Annotated in this window: 21 protein-coding genes; 7 read left to right on the forward strand and 14 right to left on the reverse strand. The window is 72.4% G+C overall.

The window, feature by feature from the left end:
* Positions 1-42 precede the first annotated feature (42 nt).
* The 9 genes from J2Z30_RS36500 to J2Z30_RS36540 form a co-directional block, all read right to left on the reverse strand.
* Entirely contained in the window at positions 43-363 is a 321-nt protein-coding gene (locus tag J2Z30_RS36500; RefSeq protein WP_044567370.1) for a ferredoxin family protein, read from the reverse strand.
* A gap of 1 nt (position 364) precedes the next feature.
* The gene (locus tag J2Z30_RS36505) at positions 365-1387 is read right to left on the reverse strand and encodes an NAD(P)/FAD-dependent oxidoreductase (protein WP_044567369.1); all 1023 of its coding nucleotides are present in this window, start codon (positions 1385-1387) and stop codon (positions 365-367) included.
* A 234-nt stretch (positions 1388-1621) separates the two neighbouring features.
* A complete protein-coding gene (locus J2Z30_RS36510; RefSeq protein WP_044567366.1) occupies positions 1622-2017 on the reverse strand; it encodes a hotdog family protein in 396 nt (131 codons plus the stop codon).
* Positions 2014-2550, reverse strand: coding sequence for a MaoC family dehydratase N-terminal domain-containing protein (locus J2Z30_RS36515; RefSeq protein WP_044567364.1), 537 nt, complete (start codon positions 2548-2550; stop codon positions 2014-2016). Before J2Z30_RS36515 ends, J2Z30_RS36510 begins: the two co-directional genes overlap by 4 nt.
* Positions 2547-3329 (reverse strand): IclR family transcriptional regulator, encoded by a 783-nt coding sequence (locus tag J2Z30_RS36520; protein WP_044567363.1) that lies wholly within the window; start codon positions 3327-3329, stop codon positions 2547-2549. Before J2Z30_RS36520 ends, J2Z30_RS36515 begins: the two co-directional genes overlap by 4 nt.
* Before the next feature lie 16 nt (positions 3330-3345).
* On the reverse strand, positions 3346-4209 hold the full coding sequence (locus tag J2Z30_RS36525; RefSeq protein ID WP_044567362.1) for an alpha/beta fold hydrolase: 864 nt from the start codon (positions 4207-4209) through the stop codon (positions 3346-3348).
* A complete protein-coding gene (locus J2Z30_RS36530; RefSeq protein ID WP_044567361.1) occupies positions 4206-5168 on the reverse strand; it encodes a DODA-type extradiol aromatic ring-opening family dioxygenase in 963 nt (320 codons plus the stop codon). The genes J2Z30_RS36525 and J2Z30_RS36530 overlap by 4 nt, the downstream gene beginning before the upstream one ends.
* The gene (locus tag J2Z30_RS36535) at positions 5165-6514 is read right to left on the reverse strand and encodes a M20 family metallopeptidase (protein WP_044567358.1); all 1350 of its coding nucleotides are present in this window, start codon (positions 6512-6514) and stop codon (positions 5165-5167) included. The genes J2Z30_RS36530 and J2Z30_RS36535 overlap by 4 nt, the downstream gene beginning before the upstream one ends.
* 114 nt (positions 6515-6628) lie before the next feature.
* Positions 6629-7870: an aromatic ring-hydroxylating oxygenase subunit alpha gene (locus J2Z30_RS36540; protein ID WP_044567355.1), complete on the reverse strand. Its 1242-nt coding sequence runs from the start codon at positions 7868-7870 to the stop codon at positions 6629-6631.
* A 23-nt stretch (positions 7871-7893) separates the two neighbouring features.
* On the opposite strand from J2Z30_RS36540, the gene J2Z30_RS36545 reads away from it, so the two are divergent.
* Both J2Z30_RS36545 and J2Z30_RS36550 read left to right on the forward strand, forming a co-directional pair.
* Positions 7894-8115 carry a hypothetical protein gene (locus J2Z30_RS36545; RefSeq protein WP_044567353.1) on the forward strand — a complete coding sequence of 74 codons (222 nt, stop codon included), beginning with the start codon at positions 7894-7896 and terminating at the stop codon, positions 8113-8115.
* A gap of 103 nt (positions 8116-8218) precedes the next feature.
* On the forward strand, positions 8219-9172 hold the full coding sequence (locus J2Z30_RS36550; RefSeq protein WP_044567351.1) for a quinone oxidoreductase family protein: 954 nt from the start codon (positions 8219-8221) through the stop codon (positions 9170-9172).
* Between the two features lie 26 nt (positions 9173-9198).
* On the opposite strand, the gene J2Z30_RS36555 is transcribed toward J2Z30_RS36550, so the two are convergent.
* Positions 9199-9597, reverse strand: coding sequence for a hotdog family protein (locus J2Z30_RS36555; RefSeq protein ID WP_044567349.1), 399 nt, complete (start codon positions 9595-9597; stop codon positions 9199-9201).
* Complete coding sequence (locus tag J2Z30_RS36560) at positions 9594-10070, reverse strand: FAS1-like dehydratase domain-containing protein (RefSeq protein ID WP_044567347.1); 477 nt, start codon at positions 10068-10070, stop codon at positions 9594-9596. The genes J2Z30_RS36555 and J2Z30_RS36560 overlap by 4 nt, the downstream gene beginning before the upstream one ends.
* A gap of 144 nt (positions 10071-10214) precedes the next feature.
* Here J2Z30_RS36560 and J2Z30_RS36565 point away from each other — a divergent pair, with 144 nt between their 5' ends.
* Genes J2Z30_RS36565 through J2Z30_RS36575 form a run of 3 tightly spaced genes read left to right on the forward strand, consistent with a single transcriptional unit; the run spans position 10215 to position 14917 of the window.
* Positions 10215-11084 carry an alpha/beta fold hydrolase gene (locus J2Z30_RS36565; protein WP_107073234.1) on the forward strand — a complete coding sequence of 290 codons (870 nt, stop codon included), beginning with the start codon at positions 10215-10217 and terminating at the stop codon, positions 11082-11084.
* 18 nt (positions 11085-11102) lie between these two features.
* Positions 11103-13403, forward strand: coding sequence for a CaiB/BaiF CoA-transferase family protein (locus J2Z30_RS36570; RefSeq protein ID WP_044567345.1), 2301 nt, complete (start codon positions 11103-11105; stop codon positions 13401-13403).
* A complete protein-coding gene (locus J2Z30_RS36575; protein ID WP_044567343.1) occupies positions 13400-14917 on the forward strand; it encodes a crotonobetainyl-CoA--carnitine CoA-transferase in 1518 nt (505 codons plus the stop codon). The genes J2Z30_RS36570 and J2Z30_RS36575 overlap by 4 nt, the downstream gene beginning before the upstream one ends.
* On the opposite strand, the gene J2Z30_RS36580 is transcribed toward J2Z30_RS36575, so the two are convergent.
* The 3 genes from J2Z30_RS36580 to J2Z30_RS36590 all read right to left on the reverse strand — a co-directional run bounded on the left by J2Z30_RS36580 (position 14886) and on the right by J2Z30_RS36590 (position 18361).
* Positions 14886-15686, reverse strand: coding sequence for an alpha/beta fold hydrolase (locus J2Z30_RS36580; RefSeq protein ID WP_044567341.1), 801 nt, complete (start codon positions 15684-15686; stop codon positions 14886-14888). The genes J2Z30_RS36575 and J2Z30_RS36580 overlap by 32 nt on opposite strands.
* Before the next feature lie 206 nt (positions 15687-15892).
* Positions 15893-17164 carry an O-antigen ligase family protein gene (locus tag J2Z30_RS36585; RefSeq protein WP_044567340.1) on the reverse strand — a complete coding sequence of 424 codons (1272 nt, stop codon included), beginning with the start codon at positions 17162-17164 and terminating at the stop codon, positions 15893-15895.
* Between the two features lie 135 nt (positions 17165-17299).
* Entirely contained in the window at positions 17300-18361 is a 1062-nt protein-coding gene (locus J2Z30_RS36590) for an Lrp/AsnC family transcriptional regulator (protein ID WP_044567338.1), read from the reverse strand.
* Positions 18362-18485: 124 nt separating this feature from the next.
* Here J2Z30_RS36590 and J2Z30_RS36595 point away from each other — a divergent pair, with 124 nt between their 5' ends.
* Together J2Z30_RS36595 and J2Z30_RS36600 are read left to right on the forward strand one after the other, a co-directional pair.
* Positions 18486-19787: a metal-dependent hydrolase family protein gene (locus J2Z30_RS36595; RefSeq protein ID WP_044567336.1), complete on the forward strand. Its 1302-nt coding sequence runs from the start codon at positions 18486-18488 to the stop codon at positions 19785-19787.
* Positions 19787-21358, forward strand: coding sequence for an AbgT family transporter (locus J2Z30_RS36600; protein WP_044567334.1), 1572 nt, complete (start codon positions 19787-19789; stop codon positions 21356-21358). Before J2Z30_RS36595 ends, J2Z30_RS36600 begins: the two co-directional genes overlap by 1 nt.
* Positions 21359-21371 lie beyond the last annotated feature (13 nt).

The following is a 21371-nucleotide window of genomic DNA, read 5'->3' on the forward strand; positions in this document are numbered from 1 at the left end:
AATTCGGCGGGGGTCAACCCGATCTCGCGGCCGGTGATCCGCTCACCGGCCCGCCACCAGGGCCGTGTCCACACCCAGCGGGCCGACCGCCCCGGCGCCACCGGGGGTGCCCAGCGGGGCGTCCCGGCCGGGCAGGGCCTCCTCGAAGAACCGCCGGTTGTCGGCGCGGTACTCGGGGTCCGCCTTGCGGTCCACGGTGATCGCCTGCTCCGGGCAGGCGATCTCGCAGGCGCCGCAGTCGATGCACTCCACCGGGTTGATGTACAGCTTGCGCTCGCCCTCGTAGATGCAGTCGACCGGGCACTCCTCCATGCAGGACCGGTCCATGATGTCCACGCAGGACGCGCCGATGACGTAGGCCATGTCAGTTCTCCTTCTCGGTGGAATGCCCGGGGAACAGCGCCGCCTCCGGGTCGATGACCGTGGCGGCGTTGTTGACGGCCGTGGCGGCCTCGCCGAAGCCGACGGAGATCAGGCGCACTTTGCCCGGATAGTCGGTGATGTCGCCGGCCGCGAAGACACGGGGCAGGTTGGTGGCCATACGGGTGTCCACGGCGATCCGGCGCGCCTGCAGGGTCAGGCCCCACTCCCGCAGCGGGCCGAGGTCCGCGATGAAGCCGAGCGCCGCCACCACGGTCTGTGCCGGGAGGCGCGTGGTGTCCTTGGTGGTCCGGTGGCGGATCTCGACCTCCTCCAGGTGCGCGGCGCCGTACAGGCCGCTGACCTCGGAGTCGGTGAGCAGGTCGATGCCGAGCGCCCGGACCTTCTCCACCGACGCGCGGTGGGCGCGGAACCGGGCGGTGCGGTGCACCAGGCGGACCGAGCGCGCCACGGGGGCCAGCAGGGCCGCCCAGTCGAAGGCGCTGTCGCCACCGCCGACGACCACCACGTCATGCCCGGCGTGGGCGGCCGGGTCGGGCACGAAGTACACCTGACCGCGGCCGAGGAAGTCCTCCCCGGCCGGGAGCGGACGGGGGGTGAAGGTACCCACGCCCCCGGTGATCACGACGGCCCCGGCCCGTACCGCCGTCCCCCGGTCGCTGCGGACCACGGGCAGGCCGTCACCGTCGTAGTCCAGCGCCACCGCGCGGTGGCCGAGGAGATAGCGGGCGCCGTGTGCCTCGGCCTGCGCCACCAGGCTGTCCACCAGGTCGCGACCGCGCACCAAGGCGAATCCGGCGATGTCGAAAATGGGCTTCTCCGGATACATCGCGCTGATCTGGCCGCCCCGCTGGGGCAGCACATCCATCACGGCCACGCGCAAGCCTCGGAAGCCCGCGCAGTACGCGCCGTACAGGCCCGACGGTCCGGCGCCGATGATCAGGATGTCCGTCTCGACCACCGCCGTGTCCTCCGCGGCGACCGGCTCATCGTTGAGAACGCTCATGGTCGAGGAGCGTAGGCAGGCCGCGATCACGGTCCAATGGAATCGGTCCGCCTGCCGGGACAACGGCGCAGAACCCGCTCGGGCGCCGCACTCCCGACACGCGGAAGCGGGCCCCGGACACGCGGAAGCCGCCCCGGACACGCGGAAGCCACCCCGGACACGCCGAAGCGGTGGAACCCAAGGCCCCCCGCAGCCCTGAGTGCCACCGCTCCCGCGCCCGGACGCGCCGGGCCGTCACCCCGCGCGCGTCACCTCCACCGTCCCCGTGACGCACTCCGAGCCGTCGGCCTTGAGGATGCGCGCGTCGAGCCGGAACCGGGCGCCCTCGACAGACGACACCGTCGCGGCCCAGGTCAGCCGCTCCCCGGCCACCGCCGTGGCGACGTTGCGCCATGCCACCGACTCCAGCCGGGCGCCCGGCCCGGCCCACTCCAGGGCGTACCGGCTGAGCATCTCGCCGTGCAGCGTGGACTGCACGACGGCGTCGGGAAACCCCTCCGTGGCCGCGTACGCGGCGTCGTAATGGATCCGGTGGGCGTTCCACGATACGGCGCTGAAGCGGAACAGCTGCACACTGGTGTGGGCGTACCGGCGCGGTGGACACTCCGCCCCGACAGCGGACGCCGTCATCGGTCACCTCCGGTGGCGTCGAGCACCACGATCGTCTCGTCCACGGCCGCCAGCTCGTTCCCGTCCGGGGACAGGAACCGGGTGCGGACGCCCAGCAGGACGAACTCACCCGACCGCCCGCGCTTGTGCCGCGCGGAGACGACCGCACGGGCCGCCGTGATCCGCGTCCCGGCCACCGGGGGCCGGACCAGGCGCACCGACTGGCCGCCGTGCACCTGGCGCACCGGGAGGCCCTCGGTGCACGGCGACTCCCGCCGCGCCAGGCCGTCCGGCCGCAGCTCGTCCTCCGGCGGGCCGTCCTCCCAGCTCATGGTGGCCGCGAGGAACAGGGCGGGCGCCTCGACGGGCCGGCCGTCCGCCTCCAGGGCGCGGGCCCGGCGGATGTACCCGCCGTCGTTGAGGGCGGCCGCGTAACGGCAGAAGTCCTTGACCGTCGGGGTGCCGCAGTCCTCGTCCCGCCACCGGCCGATCAGCTCCCGCGCCCGTGTCAGCACCTCTTCCAGCGCGGGGGAGGACACGACGGGTGCCGTCACAGCGCGGACCTCAGCGAGCGGCTGATGCCGAGACCCGCCGTACGCAGCGCGCTGGCGTGGGCGATCGCGTCCACGCGATAGGTCGGCGCCGTGATCGACAGTGCCCCGGCGAGGGCGTTCTGCCGCCCGAAGACCGGTACCGCCATGCTCATATAGCCGAGCCGCACCTCCTCCGCCTCCGTGGCGATGCCCTGCTCGCGGACGCGGTCCAGCTGGCCGCGCAGCCGGCCCGGCGAGGTGATGGTGTGGCGGGTGAACGGCTTGAGGCCGTTCTTGATCACCTCGCCGAACAGGGCGCCGGGGGAGTGGGCGAGGATCGCCTTGCCGGTGGCCGTGCAGTACAGCGGAAGCCGCCCCGCCACCCGGGACTCCTCGCTCAGCCCCCGGTGGGGCAGGATCTTCTCCAGGTACACCACGTCCAGCCCGTCGTGGATGGCGAAGTGGATGGTCTCCCGCGTGGCCAGCAGCAGATCCTCCATGTACGGCTGCGCCACCTCCCGCAGGATCCGCTGCCGGTGCACCCGCTGCCCGATCTCGAACAGCCGCAGCCCCAGCCGGTAGTTGCAGCCCGCCCGCTCCAGCAGCCCCCATGCGACCAGCTCCTGGGACAGCCGGTGGACGGTCGCCTTCGCCACGCCCGAACGGCGCACCACATCGGCGAGCGACAGCGAGTCGTCGTCGGGCGTGAACGCCTCCAGGATGGACCGGACCTTGCCGAGGACGGAGTTCATCGAGTCGGGACAGGCTCTGGTGGCGTGGTCGATGGGGACGACGGTCATGGCAGGCACCTCACGATCAGGTGGTGGAGGACGCGGCGAGGAACTCCAGGCTGAGCGGGTTGTACAGATCCGCCTTCTCGTGCTGCGGCCAGTGACCGCACTCGTTGAAGATCTCCAGACGGGCGCCGGGGATCGCGGTGGCGATGGCCTCGGCCTCGGGGACGTCCCCGAACGGGTTCTTGTTGCCCCACACCACCAGCGTCGGCGCCTTGATCCGGGCCATGCGGTCGGGCCGCAGCAGATTGCGCTCGCGGGTGTCCGTCTCCTGGAGCGCCAGCAGATTGTGCAGGTTCCGCTGGAAGTCGGGGTGGTGGTAGATCTCGTAGCGGATCCGCGTCAGCTCCTCGCCCAGCTCCTCGTCCCAGTCGGCCCACAGCAGCCGCAACCGGTCCCGGGTGAAGGAGATGTCGTCCTCCAGGGAGGCGCTGCGGGTGGACTTCTTCAGCCGCTCCATCACCGCCGGACTGACCTTTGTGCCGCCCATGCACAGCAACTGGAGGGAGGCGACCCGGTCCGGGTGCTCGCTCGCGGCCCACGACGCCACCCAGCCGCCCAGCGACTCGCCGACCAGATGGGCGCGCTCGGCGCCGACCGCGTCCAGATAGGCCATCAGGTGCTCGACATACGCCGGGATCTCGCCGGGGCGGTCGGGCTTGCCCGTGTAGCCGTGGCCCAGCATGTCGATGGAGTGGCAGCGGTAGCGCCCGGCGTGCGCCGGGATGTTCCGTACGAACGCCTCCAAGTGGCCGGTGGTGCCGTGCAGGAACACCACATGCTCGCCGTCCTCCGGGCCGGCCTGCAGCGCGCGGGTCGTGAGGTCGCCGGTCTTCACATAGGCGTGCCGGTAGTCGATGCCCGACAGTTCGGTCCAGATGCTCATGACTGCCTTTCGCTGTTCTGTGTCTGCGCGGGGTCGAGCACGGCGACCCCCATGCCGGTGAGCCACTCGGGCATCGGCTCGTAGGACAGCCGCCGCCCCGGGGCGTGGTCGAGCACCGCGGCCATCAGCAGCCAGGTGCGCAGCTCCTGTGCGCCGTTGCCGGCCACCTTCTCCAGTTCCGCGGTGGTGTACTCGGTGAGGCGATGGGCCTGTCCGCGTTCCAGCCAGGACAGGAACTCCTCGTCGAACTCCGGGTTGAGCGCCGCCTCGGCGGCCCGGATGATCTCGCGCCGCCGGGCGTCGTAGTCCTGCCAGTTCTCCCGGCCGTCTCTCCAGGCGCCGACCATGAATTCCTCGTCCTCGCCCCGCGGGTCGCGCCAGTCCGGCCAGGGCAGCCGGTGGGACAGCCCGCCGGAGCCGATGACCGCCACCCGGCGGTCGCCGGGGAACGCCAGGACCGCCTCGCGGATCGCCCGGCCCAGCCGCTCGCAGCGGTCGAGGGTGGGCAGCGGGGGCGCGAAGACGTTCACCACGAGCGGTACGAGGTCGACGTCGAGCCCGTCGAGCAGATACTGGACGGCGTGCGACTGGCCGTGGTCGATCTGCATCCGGGCGGAGAACGCCACGTCGAACCCCGACCGCTCCACCAGCGCGTTGGCCAGGTAAAGGGCCAGCTCCCGGTCCACCGGCTGCGGGCCCTTCGGGGTGCCGGACTCGCCGCTGGCGAGGCACTCGTCCACCCCGATGGTGAAGCTGGGGATCAGGTCGAGCCAGAATCCCCGGAAGTGGTTGGAGCCGATCAGGACCACCGTGTCGGGGCGGGCCGCGGCCAGCGCGTCGCGCGCCTCGCCGAGCGCGTCCCGGAACCGCTCGGCGCGGTCCTTGTGGTGCGTCTCCTCCCAGTGGGTGTTCATCAGCGTGCTGTGCGACGCCCCGACCCCCAGCACGATCTCCGTCATGCCACTGCTCCTTCCTCGGCCCCGGCCACCTCGGCGCGGGTCCGGGTGACGGTGTCCACGGCCGTGCGGATCAGATGGCGCGTGAGCCGCTCCATGGCCCGGAGCGACACCGTGTTCATGCCGCGGGCGAAGTCGATCTCGAAGGGCGCCTCCGCCACCTTGGGCATGCCGATCCGCACCGTGGGGATGCCGCGGCCGCGCAGGATGTTGGCGTCGGTGGCACCGCTGTTCCCGGCGATCACCTCGTGCGCACGCCCCTCCAGGGCCTCCCAGGCGGCCGTGGCACTGCGCTGGATCCACGACCCGCGCGGTGTGCGGGTGCCGGGGATGGCCAGCACCATCTCCGCCCGGACGTCGAGACCGGGCGAGGCGGCCCGCAGGGCGGCCAGCGCGTCCATGAACTCCCGCTTGGCCCGCATCGGTGTGATGTCCGGGCTGATCCGCAGGTCCACCATCAAGGTGCACACGGCGGGGGTGACCGCCGCCATGCGCGGCCAGCCGCCACGGATCGAGGAGACGATGCCCTGCGGCGCCACGGTGCCCGAGGTGTGCCGCTCGGCGTACTCCTCGAACCACTTCTCCAGATACGCGGCCACCTCCCCGGCGCGGGCGATGGCGTTGTCGTACGGGAGCCGGTGGCGGGAGCCCGCGTAGGTGTGGATGCCGCCGACCGTCACCTCGAACCAGACCAGCCCGACCTCGTCCCACGAGACGGTCCAGCCGGGCTTGGCGATGACCGCGTAGTCGGTCCATACGCCCTGCTCCAGCAGGAACGAACACCCGGCGCCCTGGCCGGTGTTGTGACGCGTCCCCACGGGCCGGGCGTTGGTGGGCATCCCGCCCGCGCCGAAGGCCGCCACCAGATCACCGGTGAGCGGGACACCGGCCCGGGAGATCGCCTCGACGGCCATCATCACGCATGCCGCGTGGCCCTTGGGGTTGGAGGCGCCGAGCCCGGTCACCAGGTCGCCGTAGACGGTGGCCGCGGGCCGCATGTCCTCGCGCAGCTCCGGGCCGATCCACGGCACGTCCTCGCTCTCCTCGCCCACGGTCAGGGTGTCGATGGGGGCGTAGAGCATGAGGTCGGGGCCGGTGCCGTCACCGGTCAGCCGGCCCCAGGCGTTGGCCTGCCGGTCGTCGAGGGGCTGGGCGGCCGCGTGGCAGCCGGTGGCCCGCAGAGTGTCGGCGATATGGGTGGCCAGCGGGCCCTCGTCACCGGTGGGGCTGGGAATGTCCACCAGACCCGTGATCAGTTCGCGGAGCCGGCCGGCGCTGATGTGGCGGGCGGCGTCGAGCGCCCAGGCGCGCCGCCGCTCGTCCAGGCCCGCCAGGCCGTCGGCGCTCATTGGTTGATCCTGTGGACCTGGGTCATCGTGGTCCGCGCGACGCGCTTCGTGGCCAGCGGGATCCCGACGGCGATCGCCGCGCCCAGCAACAGGGTGAACAGGGTACGGAACATGTCATGCCTTCTCTGCGGATGCGGATGCGGATGCGGATGCGGATGCCGATGCGCCGCCGACCGCGGCCAGCTTCTTGCCGTACTCCTCCTCGCTGAGGTTCCGCCAGGCGGTGAGCGAGACGTCGGGGCGGTAGAGCTTCTCCGGCGGCGCGTCGGTGACATCGACCATCCACGCGTCCTGGCCGGAGAACTGACCGTGGAACAGCCAGCGGATCGCCCCGAGGTACTTGGCGTAGAAGCGCAGGGTGTCCCAGCCCTCGGTGAAGTTGACCATCACCCCGACGTAGCGGTGGTTGTTCTCGTCCACCGGGACGTAGAACTCGTAGTGGATGAACTTGGGGTAGGCGATGCGCAGCACGCCCGGCATCGACAGGGACGCGAAGCCGGGGAACTCCTGGGCCTCGATCGTCGGGTCGACACTGTCGGCCTTGCCGGTGTTGCCGATGTTGAAGGTCTCCTTGGGCGGCTGCATCTTCCACCAGCGCTTGTTGGTCCAGCGGCCCACGCCGGGGTACTCGGCCTCCCAGTGGACCTCGTCCTGGACCCGGAAGATCCAGCGGCCACGCGGCACGATCCGGGTGATGTTCCAGGTCGGCATGGGCTTGAACAGCCGCCACAGGGCCGTGCGGTGCAGATACTTGGCGTGGCCCTCGTCGAAGCCGTTCTCGCAGGCGAACCGCCAGTTGCCACCGCGCGGCTCGATCCGTCCGCCCATCACGAACGCGTTGCCGACCAGCTCCTCCGGAAGCTGGGAGTCGATCGGATGCGGCTCCTCGTCGGCGATCGGGATGTACACCCACACCATGCCGAGGCGCTCCTCGACCGGATAGGTGCGCACACCCAGCTTCCCGGTCAGCCGGCATCCGGGGCCGTCGGTGATGACCGCGGACAGCCGCCCGGTGGGCAGGTCGAAGGTCCAGCCGTGGTACGGGCAGCTGACCGTGCCCGGAAACTGCTGATCGCCCTCCGAAAGCGGCACACCGCGGTGCGGGCACCGGTTGTGCAGGGCGTACGCGGTGCCGCCGTCGCGGATCAGCGCGATCCGCTCGCCGCAGATGGTGAACGGCATCGGCTTGCCGGTGATCTGGCTGGACCAGGTGACCGGGTACCAGTAGCCGCGGAAGCCCGCGGCCGCACCGTCGTAGTGGGGCCAGGACGACCAGTCCTGGCGGCCGGGCTCGGCCGGTTTTCCGCGGCGGCTCCGGACGGGGGTGGCCGTGTCGGGTGAGTCCTCGACCGTCATCGTGCGTGTCCTCCTGATACCGGGTGAACGGTGGACCCGAGCATCCGGCCCGGCGCGGATCCGCCCAAGAGATCCGGTCCGCTGAGCAGACCGCGCCCTTCCCGGCGGGCGGCGGGGCGGCCGGACCGCGGGGCGACCGAACGGCGATCGACCGGATGTCGGGCCACCGGATGCCGATCGACCGGATGCCGGGCGACCGGACGGCGGGCCACCGGAGCGACGGCCACGGCGGGGCGTCCCGCTGAGCGGACCCCGCCCGGTGCGCGGACCGTGGGGCGCGGTCTAGCGTGCGCCGGGTCCGCCCCCTCACCGAACCGGGCCGTGAGCCCGTGGATACGGAGCGAAAACGTGAGCCACCCGACGTCACAGTCCCTGGTGCTGGAGGAGTTCGGCACCCTGCCGCGGCTCGTCGAGCGGCCCGTGCCCGAGCCACGCCCCGGCCACACCCTGGTGCGGGTGAAGGCGGCCGCCGTCAGCCACCTCGACCTGAACGTCGTGGACGGCAAGTTCGGTATCCTCCCCGACCTGCCGGCGGTGCCCGGCACCGCGGGCAGCGGAATCGTCATCGCCTCCGACGTCCACCGCGAGGGGAGCCTCGTCCGCCTCAGCGGCAAGGCCCTGGGACTGCGCCGCGACGGCACCTGGGGGGCCCACGCGCTGGTCCCGGACGCCGCGGTGGAGGCCGTGCCCGAGTCCACGGACCCCGCTCTGGCCTGCAGCTACTTCTCCCCGGCGGGCACGGCGTGGGCCTCGGTGCACACCGTGGCGGGCGTCCGGCCCGGGGAGCGGGTCCTGGTGACCGGGGCGGCCGGTGCGGTGGGGGCGCTCGCCGTGCAGGTCGCGGCCCGAGCCGGGGCCGAGGTGATCGGCGTGGTGGGCCGCCCCGCCAAACTGCCGCACGTCCCGGCCCCCGCCAAGGCACTGCTCGCCTCCGATCTGTCCGCCGACGCGATCGGCGGCCCGGTGGACGTCGTCGTCGACACCGTGGGCGGGCCGGTCCTGCGCGACTCCCTGCCGCTGGTGCGCCCCCGCGGCCGGGTCGCTCTCGTCGGCTACACCGCCGGCCGTGAGTTCACCGTGGACCTCGCGGACTTCCTCCTCGCCGATGTCTCGCTGCTGCCCGTGAACCTCATGACCCGGGGGAAGGAAGTGGCCGCCGACACCCAGCGGCTGCTCGGCGACCTCACCTCCGGCGAGCTGACCCTGCCCATCGAGCGCCATCGCATCGACGGCCTGGCGGAGGCCGTGGCACGTCTGCGGTCCGGGGAGGCGGTGGGCAAGGTCGTCCTCGACCTCGGCTGAACGGTCCCGTGTCCGGCCGGGGCCGTTCACTCCATCAGGACCACGGCCCGGCCCCGGCAGCACACCACGTCGCCCCGCCCACCGTGCTCGACCAGATCCAGGGTGACCCGCCCCGTCGCCGGATCGACGGCGCCGACCGTGCCGCTCACCACGAGCCGCTCCCCGGCCAGGGCCGGTGCCCGGTTCTGCCATTCGACCTCCAGGACCCGTCCGCCCGGACCCGCGAACGCCATGGCGGCACGGTGCATCAGACAGCCGTGCAACTGCGCCATGACGACCGGCCCTTCCAGCCCCTCGGACCGCGCGAACCCGGTGTCGTAGTGAATGCGATGGGCGTTGCGGGTGACCGCCCCGAACCGCAGCAGCGTGACGGCGTCCGGGGTGAACTCCACCGGCGGTACGGGCTGTCCCGTGTGCACCCTCATCGGACGATGAACCTCTCCCGCACCCGGGCGAGCGTGCCCCGCTCCGCCGAGTACGTCTTCTCGACGGTCAGCAGCAGGAACGGGGCACCGCTGCCCTTGCGCTCGACATCCGTGAGGACACGGCGGACCGCGATCCGGTCGCCCGCCCGCACCTCGCCGGTGAACCGGACCTCCTGGCCGCCCGCCATGAGCCGTACGTCCAGGCCGTCGGTGCCCGGGACCTCGTCGCGGTACATCCCGTCCGGCCGGAACTCGCACGGGCCGGCGCCGCCCGCTCCCCGCAGCAGACTCACCACGTACAGGGGATGGACGGTGAATCCGGGGTGCCCGGGGTCGGTCAGCCGTGGGCTGGTCTCCCCGGCCGCGCGCGCGAACTCCGCCGCGTCCTCGGCCCGTACGACCCCCAGATCCCGGTGGTCCGGGCGGTCGATCACCGCCCTGGCCCGTTCCTCGGCCACTTCCCACGCGGACATGTGCTGCCTTTCTGTGGACGCGAATCATCGGGGACTCGATGAGCCGGGAGGCTAGCCACTGCCCGGAGGCCCTCACCACGGGACCGGCCCGCTCAGCGGACCGGTCCGCTTGGGCGGAGATCACCGGCCGCACACCATCGGGACATGGACCTCATGACCATCCAGAAGCCGCCGGAGGGCGCCTACGCGGAAGCGGACGGCGTCACGTACCACTACACCGAACTGGGCACGACGGGCAGGCCGACGGTCTTCCTGCACGGCGGCGGCCCCGGGTGCACGGGCTGGTCCGACTTCGGGCAGGTGGCACCGCTGTTCGCCGAGGACCGCCACTGCTACCTCGTGGACATCCTCCAGTACGGCAAGTCCGCCAAGACCGTCATCGAAGGCCCGATGTGGGACTACCACGCCGCCAAGACGGTCGCCCTGCTCGACACCCTGGGCATCGAGCGCGCCGACTTCGTGTGCAACTCATGGGGCGGAACCATCGCGCTGAACCTGGCCGCGAAGTACCCAGAGCGGGTCCGGTCGCTGACCATCACCGGCAGCATGCCCGTCTTCCACGGCCCGCTGGCCCCGCTGCCGGAGGGTGGGCGGCGTGGCCGCAACGCCCGCGATGTGTACTACGGCGGCACCGGCCCCTCCTGGGAGAAGATGCGGGAGCTGATCGCCCGCCTGGAGTGGTACGACCCGGACGCCATCCCCGACGACACCGTCACCCTGCGCCACGAGCAGAGCCTGGACCCGGAGGAGACCGCCCTCGCCGGCGCCTCCGACAATCCGCGCGGCGACTGGCAGGACCTCACCGCGGAGCTCGGCGCCATCCAGGCCCCCACCCTGTTCCTCTGGGGCATGTACGACGCGTTCCTCACCCCGGACTATCCGCTGATGCTCGCCCGCATGGTCCCCAAGGGCAATCTGCACATCATGCACCACGCCTCCCACCACCCCCAGGAGGAGCGGCCGCACGCCTACTACACGGCGGTCACCGGCTTCCTGAACCAGCAGCACGACTGAGCATCCCGCGGAGGACAAGTGAGCAACCCGGCCGTACGCGTCGTCGAACTGCCCAGCCCCTTCACCCGGTTCGCGGGCCGGCTCCTGGTCGGCCTCGGACACGAGGTCGTCCTGGTCGAGCCCGAGGAGGGCGATCCGACACGGCGCGAACTCAACGGCGACGCCTTCGTCCACTGGCACGCGGGCAAGCGGTCCGTCACCCCCGCGTCCCCGGAGGAGCTGCGGCGCCTGGTGGCGGGAGCCGATGTCCTCCTCGACGGGACACCGGACGGCGCGCCGGAGGCCGTCGCGGGACTCGGCCACCTCGTCCACGTCCGCGTCACCCCCTTCGGGACCGTGGGCCCCCGAAGCCACTGGCAGGGGACCGACCTGGTGGTCGCCGCGCTCGGTGGCATGCTCGCGCAGGTCGGCGACCCGGACGGTCCGCCCCTGCGCCTTCCGGAGAACCAGGCGGAGCAGCTCGCCGGTGTGCACACCGCGATCGCCGCGCTGCTCGGGCTGCGGGCCAGGCGCACGGGGCCGGGCCAGCTCGCCGACGTGTCCGCCCAGGCGTGCGTGGCCGCCGCCCTGGAGGCGGGTGCCCTCGCCTATCTGCACGAGGACCGGGTGCCCGCGCGCCCCGGCCGGGTGCATCCGCTGGTGCCGCACGGGCTGTTCCGGGCCGCCGACGGCCATCTGGGCGGTGGCCTCGGCGGCAGCCCCCGCATGTGGGACGCGCTGCTCGCCTGGCTGCGCGAGGAGGGCTCCGAGGCCGACCTCGCCGAGTCGCGCTGGCAGGATCCGGTGGAGCGCAAGAAGCACCAGGACCATGTCTTCGCGGTGGTGCAGGAGTTCGCGGGCCGGTGGCCGAAGGCCGAGTTCGCCGAGCTCGCCCAGTCCAGGAAGCTGCCGTGGGCGGCGGTCGACCTGCCGCATGAGCTGCCCGGCAACCCGCAGCTGGCCGCCCGTGACTTCTTCCTCCGCGCCGGGGACCGCACCGACCTGGGGTTCCCCTTCGCGTTTCCCGAAGGCCACCGGATCAAGGAGCTGGACGTCCCGGAACGGGGCGCGGACCAGCGGCTGCTGCACGAGCACCGCCCGGCCCCGCGGGTACCCGCGGCGTCAGCGGAACCCGTGCGGCCCGCCCTGCACGGCGTCCGCGTCCTGGATCTGACCTGGGTGCTCGCCGGGCCGTACTGCACCAAGGTGCTCGCCGACCACGGCGCCGATGTCATCAAGGTGGAGTCCCTGGGCCGTCCCGACCCCACCCGGTTCGCGCCCTTCATGCACCTCTCGCGCGGCCCGCACACCGATCCCAACACCAACGGCTACTTCAACGAGGTCAACCGCAACAAGCGCAGCCTGGCCCTCGACACCCGCACCGAGGACGGCATCGCCGTACTGCGCGACCTCATCGCCTCCTGCGACGTCCTGGTGGAGAACTTCAGCGCCACCGTGATGACCAAACTCGGCCTGGGCTACGACACCCTGCGCGAGATCAACCCCCGGCTGGTGTACATCAGCATGTCCGGCATGGGGCACACCGGCCCGCGCAGCGGCTGGGTGTCGTACGCGGACACCGTGTCCGCCAGCTCGGGGCTCACCGGCCTGACCGGATGGGGCCCGGACGACGTGGTCGGGGTGATCTACGGCCACGGCGACATCGTCGCGGGGCTGCAGGCCGCGCTCGCCACCGTCGCCGCCCTGGAACACCGGGAGGAGACCGGGCGCGGACAGCACATCGACCTGTCCCAGCTCGAGGCGATCGCCTCCCATATGGGCACCAGCCTGCTCCATCCCATCGAGCCCGCCGGGAACACCGATCCGCGGTGGAGTCCGCAGGGCGTGTACCGCTGCCTGGGCGCCGACAGCTGGCTGGCCGTCAGCGTCCGCGACGACACCGAATGGGCCGGGCTGTGCACGGTGATCGGCCGCCCCGACCTCGCCACCGACGAACGCACCCGCACGGCGGAGAGGCGCGCACACCACACCGAGCTGGTGGACGGCGCCCTCGCCACCTGGGCCAGGACCCTGCCGGCCGACGCCGCCGCCGAACTCCTCCAGGAGCACGGCATACCCGCGGGCCCGGTGCGGGACGGCCGCGACCTCGTGGAACACGATCCGCAGCTGCGGGCCAGGGGCTTCTACGTCCGCGCGGAACACCCGGTGGCGGGGGCCTTCCTGCACGAAGGGCCGCCCGTCCGGCTCATCCGCACACCCGGTGGCATCCGTAAGGCGGCGCCCGTGCTCGGCGCCGACACCGACGATGTGCTGCGCGAGGTCGCGGGCCTGTCACCGGAGCGGATCCGCGCACTGCGCGAGCGCGAGGTGCTGCGGTGACCACCCTGACGATTCCCGGGCTGCTCCAGACCGCGGCCCGGGACCACGGGGACCGCCCCTTCCTGCGGATCGGGACCACGGTCCGCACCTACCGCGAGACGCGGGAGGCCGCCGCCACCATGGCGGGGGCCCTCGCGGTCCAGGGCTGCCGGCCGGGCGAGCGCATCGCGGCGATGACGGGCAACCGGATCGAACTCGTGGACCTGTTCCTCGGCGCCGCCTGGCTCGGCGCCGAGCTGGTCCCCCTGAACACGGGACTGCGCGGCGGCGGGCTGCGACACGTCCTGGACCAGGCCCGCGCCACCCATCTGCTCGCGGAGGACGAGACGGCCGAGCGCGTGCGGGCGGCTGGGTACCGGGGGACGCTGTGGCGCGCGGGTGCGGACGGCACGCCCCGGCCGGGCGGCGGCCCGGCCTTCCCGGCGGCGCCCGTCCGCCCGGAGGACACCGCGTGCGTCCTGTTCACCTCCGGGACCACCGGCACGTCGCGCGGGGTGCGCTGCCCCCACGCCCAGTTCGTCTGGTGGGGGCGCAACGTCTCCGAGGCGCTGCACCTCACCGCGGACGACGTCCTGCACACCTGTCTCCCGCTGTTCCACACCAACGCGCTGAACGCGCTGGCGCAGGCGATGACCGTAGGGGCGTCGATCACCCTGGCGCCCCGCTTCTCGGCCTCCCGCTACTGGACCGAGGCGGCCGGGGCCGGGGCGACAGTGGTCTATCTGCTGGGCGCCATGGTGCCGATGCTGCTGGCCCAGCCGCCGGGCCCGCACGACCGGGCGCACCGGGCCGTCCGCGGCCTCTCCCCGGCGACACCGGCCCACGCCTGGGGGCCGTTCCGCGAGCGGTTCGGCGTCACACTGATCGACGGATTCGGCTCCACCGAGACCAACCTGGTCATCGGCACGACCCCCGAGGAGCAGCGGCCCGGCTACATGGGCACCCTGCGCGAGGGTTTCGACGCCCGCGTCGTGGACGAACTGCTCACGCCCGTCCCCGACGGCACCCCGGGGGAGCTGGTCGTGCGCAGCCACCGGCCGTACGCCTTCGCCACCGGCTACCTGGGCGAGTTGGCGGAGCCGGTGGACGCGTGGCGGCACACGGGGGACCGGGTGGTCCGCGAACCCGACGGCTGGTTCCGGTTCGTGGACCGCATCAAGGACGTGATCCGCCGCCGGGGGGAGAACATCTCCTCGTGCGAGGTCGAGACGGTCGTCCGTGGCCATCCCGAGGTGGCCGACGCGGCCGTCTTCCCCGTGCCGTCCGAGTTGGCGGAGGACGAGGTGATGGTCGCCGTGGTGCCCCGCGCGGGCGGCACCCTGGACCTCGCCGATGTGATCCGCCACTGCGAGCGCGAGCTGCCACCGTTCGCCGTCCCCCGCTATGTGGACATCCTGGGCGAACTGCCGCTCACCGAGACCGGCAAGGTGCGCAAGGCGGCGCTGCGGAGGCGGGGTGTCACCGAGACGACGTGGGACCGGGTCACCGCCGATGCCGGTCCACCCACGCGGTGACGACATCGGCGAACTCCCCGGGCAGCTGCTCGGGCGCCGGTACGTGGCCGCCGGACAGAGCCGCGGTCTCACAGCCGAGCGCCGCCGCGAACTTCTCCAGCGCGGGCAGCGAGTAGTGGTCCTCCGGCGCGCACACGGCCAGTACCGGGGCGGTGATGTGCGCCAGCCGCTCCTCCATCCGGTACCGGTACACCGCCTCGTGTCCCTCCTCCACCCGGCCCAGTACGGTCAGCGCGTCGATCACATAGCGGTGCAGCGCGGCCTCCTCGCCCGCCCGGTAGAAGGCGCGGCGCCGGTTCCACACCTCCACCAGATGTGAGCCGTCCGGCTCGGGGTCGACATGGTCGACCGGCGGGCGCGCGGGAGCCGCCGCGCGCTTGGCCTCGTCCACGAAGGCCGTGGCCGAGAGCAGCAGACTGCCGACGCGGTCGCCCAGCCGGGCGGCCACCTCCACGGCCACCACACCGCCCGTGTGATGGCCCACCAAATGGAACGCGTCCAGTCCGAGCCCGTCGGCCAGCGCCTCCACCCCGTCGGCGAACCGCTCGATCGAGTGCGGCCCCTCGGGCTTGGCCGAGGCGCCGAACCCCACGGTGTCCATGGCGATCGCCCGGTGCGCCCGGCCCACCAGGGGCAGCACATCGGCGTACTCGGTCCAGGAACGTGGTGTCTGATGCAGCAGCAGCACCGGCTCGCCGGACCCGCATTCCGCGTAGTGCAACTGCCCGAAGGGGCTGGGCGAGTAGCCCCGCCGCACCGTGTCCGCCATGGCTGTGCCCCGCCTTCCGGTTGACGCGAACCGCCCGCCCACTCTCGTAGCCGCCGACGGGCGGGACCAGGGATACGGTCCGCTGTCCGGACCCCGTACGTGATAGAGCGTCGGCAGCGCCCCGAAGGGGCGCGAGGAACTGCGCGACCAGCCACGACGACGCCGCGGACGGTCGACGACGCATGGCGGCACATCCAGCGGAGCGCTTAGCGCCGCGCGCGGCGGCCCGACCGGCCGGTGGCCCGCGCGGGCGTCCCGGACTCCCGCCACCCGCCCGGGACCTCGGCCATGACGAGGCCGAGGACCAGCCAGAAGAGCATGGCGATCCGGTCCAGATTGGCCGGATGGTCCACCGTGGCCGCCAGGAAGAACCCCGTCAGGGCGGCCAGCCCGACGACACCGGCCACGGACTTCTCCCGGGCGGCGCGGACCGCCGAGGCGATGGCGATCACGGTCACCAGCAGGATGCCGAGCAGACCGGCCACGCTCGCTTCGGCCAGCCAGTTCAGCCACATGTTGTGCGCGTGGACGAACGTCCTGCCGCCGGGCACGGCGGCGGAGACGGCGTCGCCGGCCCGCCCAAGACCGACCCCGAGCGGATGGTCCACGGCCAGGTCCACGGCCGCCTTCCAGGCCTGGCCCCGGACCCCGAGCGCGTCACCGGCCCGCGACACCACCCACAGCGCCACCGTCACCGCCGCCAGCCCGGCCGACCCCACGGTCGTCAGCGTCCGCACCCCCCACCGGCCGAGGCGGGGGGCGAGCCAGTACGCGCCACCGAGCACCAGCAGACCCGCCGCGGCCGCGACGCAGCCAGCCCGGGAGAAGATGGTCAGCACCGCGCCGTAAGCGAGGAGGCCCACGGCCACGACGGCGACCCGGGCCGTGCGCTCGGCCACCGTCACCGCCGTGAGCAGGGCGACCGGGGTGAGCAGCACCAGGAACGCGGCGAGCAGGTTGGGGTTGGCGAAGGTGCCCGTGGCGCGGATCATCGCACCGGCCCCGCCGCTGTCGCAGTCGACGTCGGTGAAGAGCCCGGTGCGGCAGAAGCCGGTCGGCACCTCATTGGTCACCTGGGCGAACGCCGAAGTGGCCGCGGCCGCCACGCAGACCAGCGCGAGCAGCGCCACCGCGCGCCACGATTCGGGCTGCGACCGCCGCACCCCGACCAGCAGATAGAAGGTGGCGAGAGCGGTCATCAGGGCGCGCAGCGGCGCGTCGGGGTGGCCGCCGGCGTAGGTGGTGGCGATGGCACTGAGCAGGAGCAGCGCGATGGCGAGGTCGAGCCGGGTGCGGAACGTGGCGAGTCGCGGGGCCGTCACCGCCGTCGCGACCAGCCCCGCCGGCACGGCGAGGCGCACCGGTGTGATGACGCCGACCAGCGGGGCGTCCGGGAAGAAGTCGGTGGCCGCGTCGAGCATGACGATGGCCGTAGCCACCAGCGGAACGGCTTGGACTGTCGCGCGCACAGGTGCCATGGCGCCCCAGCGTGTCCGGCGGCGGGTACCGGCAGATGGCACCCACGCGAACACCGGACAGCGCCTTCACGTCCGGTGCGCCCCCTCGGCCGTCTCCGGCGAGGTGGCCGCGGCGCCGGGCCGCGCGCCCGCGCCTCAGGTGGCGGTGGCACTCCCGGCAGCGGGGGCGGCGAAGGGGCGCAGCGGGACGATGCCCACGCTGTGACCGTCGCGGTCCAGCAACCGGCCCATGTGCTTGACGGTGCGCAGCACCACCGAGCGGTCCTCGATGGTCAGCCGCGGCAGCCGCCTCGACAGATGCGCCTCGAAGGCGTGCACATCGCCGGACGCGCGCAGCCAGACGTCGATCACGAGGTTGTGCGGGCCCGCCGTGATCGCACACGACCGCACCTCCCGCACCCCGGCCAGCGCCCGGCTGGTCTCCTCCAGGCGCTCGGCCGGTACGGACGCGAAGTACACCGCGGACAGCGGCCACCCGGACAGCGGCCGGGCGAGGTCGCAGCGCAGTGACACCCGTGAACAGAGCAGCGTCCGCAGCCTTCGGCGGACCGTGGTCAGGGGCGCGTCGGCGTGCTCCGCCAGGTCGCTGATCGCCATGCGGCCGTCGACGCTCAACAGTTCCAGAAGCCGGACATCCAGGGGGTCCCAGCCGGTCGTCCCCGACGGGAGCGGTTCGGTCGGCGGGAGCGCCTCCTGGAGCCGGGCACACTGCGTGGCGTCCAGGGCGCGCAGCCGCCACCGGCTGCCCTCGAAGGGCAGGGCCGTCGTCACATGGGTACGGGTCGCCCGCACCCCCGGCGCGCCCCGGAAGAGGAGGGTGCTGAGCTGGGAGAGCTCACCCAGGTCGGAAGCCTGCAGCGCGATCACCAGATCCCGGCTTCCCGCCGTGACCTTGACGTTCGCCACCGAGGGGTCGGCCGCCAGGGCCTCGGCCACGTCCTCCCCGACCCCGGGCTCGGCGTCCACCTCGACGATGCCGGTCACCACGATCCGGGAGTCCGACAGCCGGGGGTAGGCGGTCACCCAGGCCAGCCCCGCCTCCTGGAGCCGGTGCCAGCGTCGCGCGGCCGTCACCGGGTTCACCCCGAGGACATCACCGACGAGAGTCCATGGGGCCCTGGGGTGGATCTGCAATGCGTGTATGAGGCCGCGATCCAGCTCGTCCAGGTCATGCGCGGCGAAATCCTGCGTGTGCATGGGCGGCGCTTTTCTGCGTATCGCATGTGAATCTCGATGGAATGCTGCAGGATAACACCCGAAACACACGATGGATCGACACTCCTCCCCACCAGTTCTCTCAACGAGGAGTGAGATCGAGCTCATGACGGAACCCACCACGTCCGAGACCACCAGGACCGCTCTGCGCGTGGAGAACGCCACGTTGATCGACGGTACCGGGGCGGCCCCGATCGCGGACGCCGTGGTCATCGCCGACGCCGAAGGAACCATCACCTACGCGGGCCCGGCGGCAACCGCGCCCCCGTCCTCCGGCGACGCCTTCACCGGCCGTGTCATCGACGCGGGCGGCCGCACCGTGCTGCCGGGTTTCTTCGACTGCCACACCCACCTCGCCTACGGCCACGCCACACCGCCCGGCCGCCGCGGTGAACTCGACCCGGTCCTGGTCACCTTCGACACCGCCACCCGCATGCGGCAGACCCTTGACGCGGGCATCACCACCGCCCGGGACCTGGGCGGCCTGTCCACCGGGTACCGCACCGCCGTCGAGACCGGGCGGATCACGGGCCCCCGGCTGCACACCGCCGTACGGATCATCAGCCACACCGGTGGCCACGCCGATGTGCGCCTGCCCGACGGCACCGACCTCAGCGGCGGTGAGATGTCCGAGCTCGCCGACACCGAGGACGAGGCGCGGCTGGCCGTGCGCAAGGTGCTGCGCGCGGGGGCCGACCTGGTCAAGATCTGCGCCACCGGTGGCATGGGCAGCCCCTATGATCAGCCGGACGACGAGGGGCTCCTGGAGGAGGAGATCCGCGCCGTGGTCGACGAGTGCCGGCGCCACGGCGGCAAGCCGGTGGCCGCCCACGCCCAGGGCAACGCGGGCATCCTCAACGCCATCCGCGGCGGGGTGACCAGCATCGAGCACGGCTACGGGCTGGACGACCGGGCCCTGGAGATGGCGGGGGAGCGCGGCGTCTTCGTCGTCCCGACCCTCTCCACCGTCTACGCGGGCATCAACAAGGCCACGATGGAGCACTATCACTACGAGAAGAAGGTGCGCTGGTCCGGCATCACCAAGGAGAACATCTCCCGCGCCATCGAGCAGGGCGCCAGGATCGCGCTCGGCACCGACGCCGCCGTCTGTCCGCACGGACAGAACCTGATGGAGCTCTCCTACCTCGTGGACCTGGGCATGGACCCCATGGACGCCATCGTGGCCGGCACCAGGACCGCCGCCGAACTCCTCGGCGTCGCCGACCGGCTCGGCACGCTGGCCCCCGGCCGCGTCGCCGACCTCGTCGTCTGCGAGGGCGATCCGCTCGCGGACATCGGTGTGCTCGGCGATCCCGCCAACGTGGTGTGCGTCGTGCAGGACGGACACGTCCGCAAGGACACCAAGGGCCTCCTGCCCTCGGCCCCGCCGGCCGGAGGGCGGCCCTGATGCCCGCGGTGACCGGGCTCCCCGCCCCCGGGGGCACCTCGCCTGACAAGGAGCGGCGTGGCCGGCTCGACCGTGTCCTCTCCTTCATCGAACGCGCCGGCAACGCCCTGCCCAATCCCATCGTCCTGTTCGCCGGGCTCTTCGTGCTGCTGGCCGTCCTCTCCACCGTCCTCGCCCTCGCCGGTGTCTCCGTAACCGTCCCCGGCACCGATGACACCAAGTCCATCGGCGGGCTGCTCACCGGTGAGGGGCTGCGCTGGCTGCTGGAGAACCTGATCCCCAACTTCGCCACCTTCCCGCCGATCGGCGCCGTGCTGGTGCTGATGATGGTGGTCGGGCTCGCGGAGAAGACCGGTCTGCTGGAGACCGCGATGCGGGCCACGCTGGCCCGGGTGCCGCGCGCCGTGCTGCCGTACGCGGTGGCGGTCATCGCCAGCCAGGCGCACATGATGAGCGATGTCGGCGCCATCGTGCTGCCACCCCTGGCGGGCCTGGTCTTCAAGAGCGCCGGACGCCATCCCGTGGCGGGCCTCATCGGCGGCTTCGCCTGTGTCACCGCGGGCTACGCCGCCGGGTTCACCATCGGCTCGCTGGACGCCCTGTACGTGGGCATCACCCAGCAGGCGGCCTCGGTGCTCCCGGCCGCCGAGGGCCTCCATATCCATGTGCTCATCAACTACTTCTTCACCGCCGCCAGCAGCGTCGTCCTGGGGTTGCTCGGCGGATTCCTCATCAGCCGGGTCCTCGAACCACGCCTGGGCACCTACCAGGCGGCCGAAGGCGAGGCCACGGGTGAGGACCTGACGCTCACTCCGGTGCAGCGCAAGGGGCTCGCGGTCACCTGCGCGGTCGTCGGTGGGTATCTGGCGGCGGTCCTCGCGCTGTGGCTGCCGCCGGGCGCCCCGCTGCGCGGGGAGGGCGGCGCCTTCGTGCCCTCGCCGGTGCTGAACGGTGTCGTCCCGGTGCTCTTCGGCGCCTTCCTGCTCGCCGGGCTCACCTACGGTTTCACGGTCAAGAAGCTCACCGGTACCGAGGACGTGGTCACCGCCATGACCGACTCGGTGAAGAACATGTCCGGCTACATCGTGATGATGTTCTTCGCCGCCCAGGTCATCGCGGTCTTCACCTGGTCCAACCTCGGGGTGCTGCTGGCGGTGAAGGCGGCCGCGCTGTTCAACTCCATCGGCGTGACCGGCTTCTGGGCGATCATCGCGTTCGTCCTGCTGGCCTCCTGCCTCAATCTGGTGATCCTCTCCGGATCCGCCCTGTGGTCCCTGGTCGGCCCGGTCTTCATCCCGGCCTTCATGCTCATGGACATGAGCCCGGCACTCAGCCAGGCGGCCTTCCGCATCGGCGACTCGGCCACCGGCGCCATCACCCCGATGAACCCGTATCTCCTCCTGGTCCTGGCGATGGTCCGCGAATACGAACCGGAGGCCCGCCTCGGGACCCTCATCTCCCGGCTCGCCATCTTCGTGGTGCCGTTCCTGCTGGTGTGGCTGGCGATCCTCGGCATCTTCTACGGCCTGGATCTGCCGCTCGGCCCCGGAGCGCACATCGGCGTCAAATGACGCTTCCCGAGCA

Source organism: Streptomyces iranensis (assembly GCF_017874715.1).
GTDB classification, from domain to species: domain Bacteria; phylum Actinomycetota; class Actinomycetes; order Streptomycetales; family Streptomycetaceae; genus Streptomyces; species Streptomyces iranensis.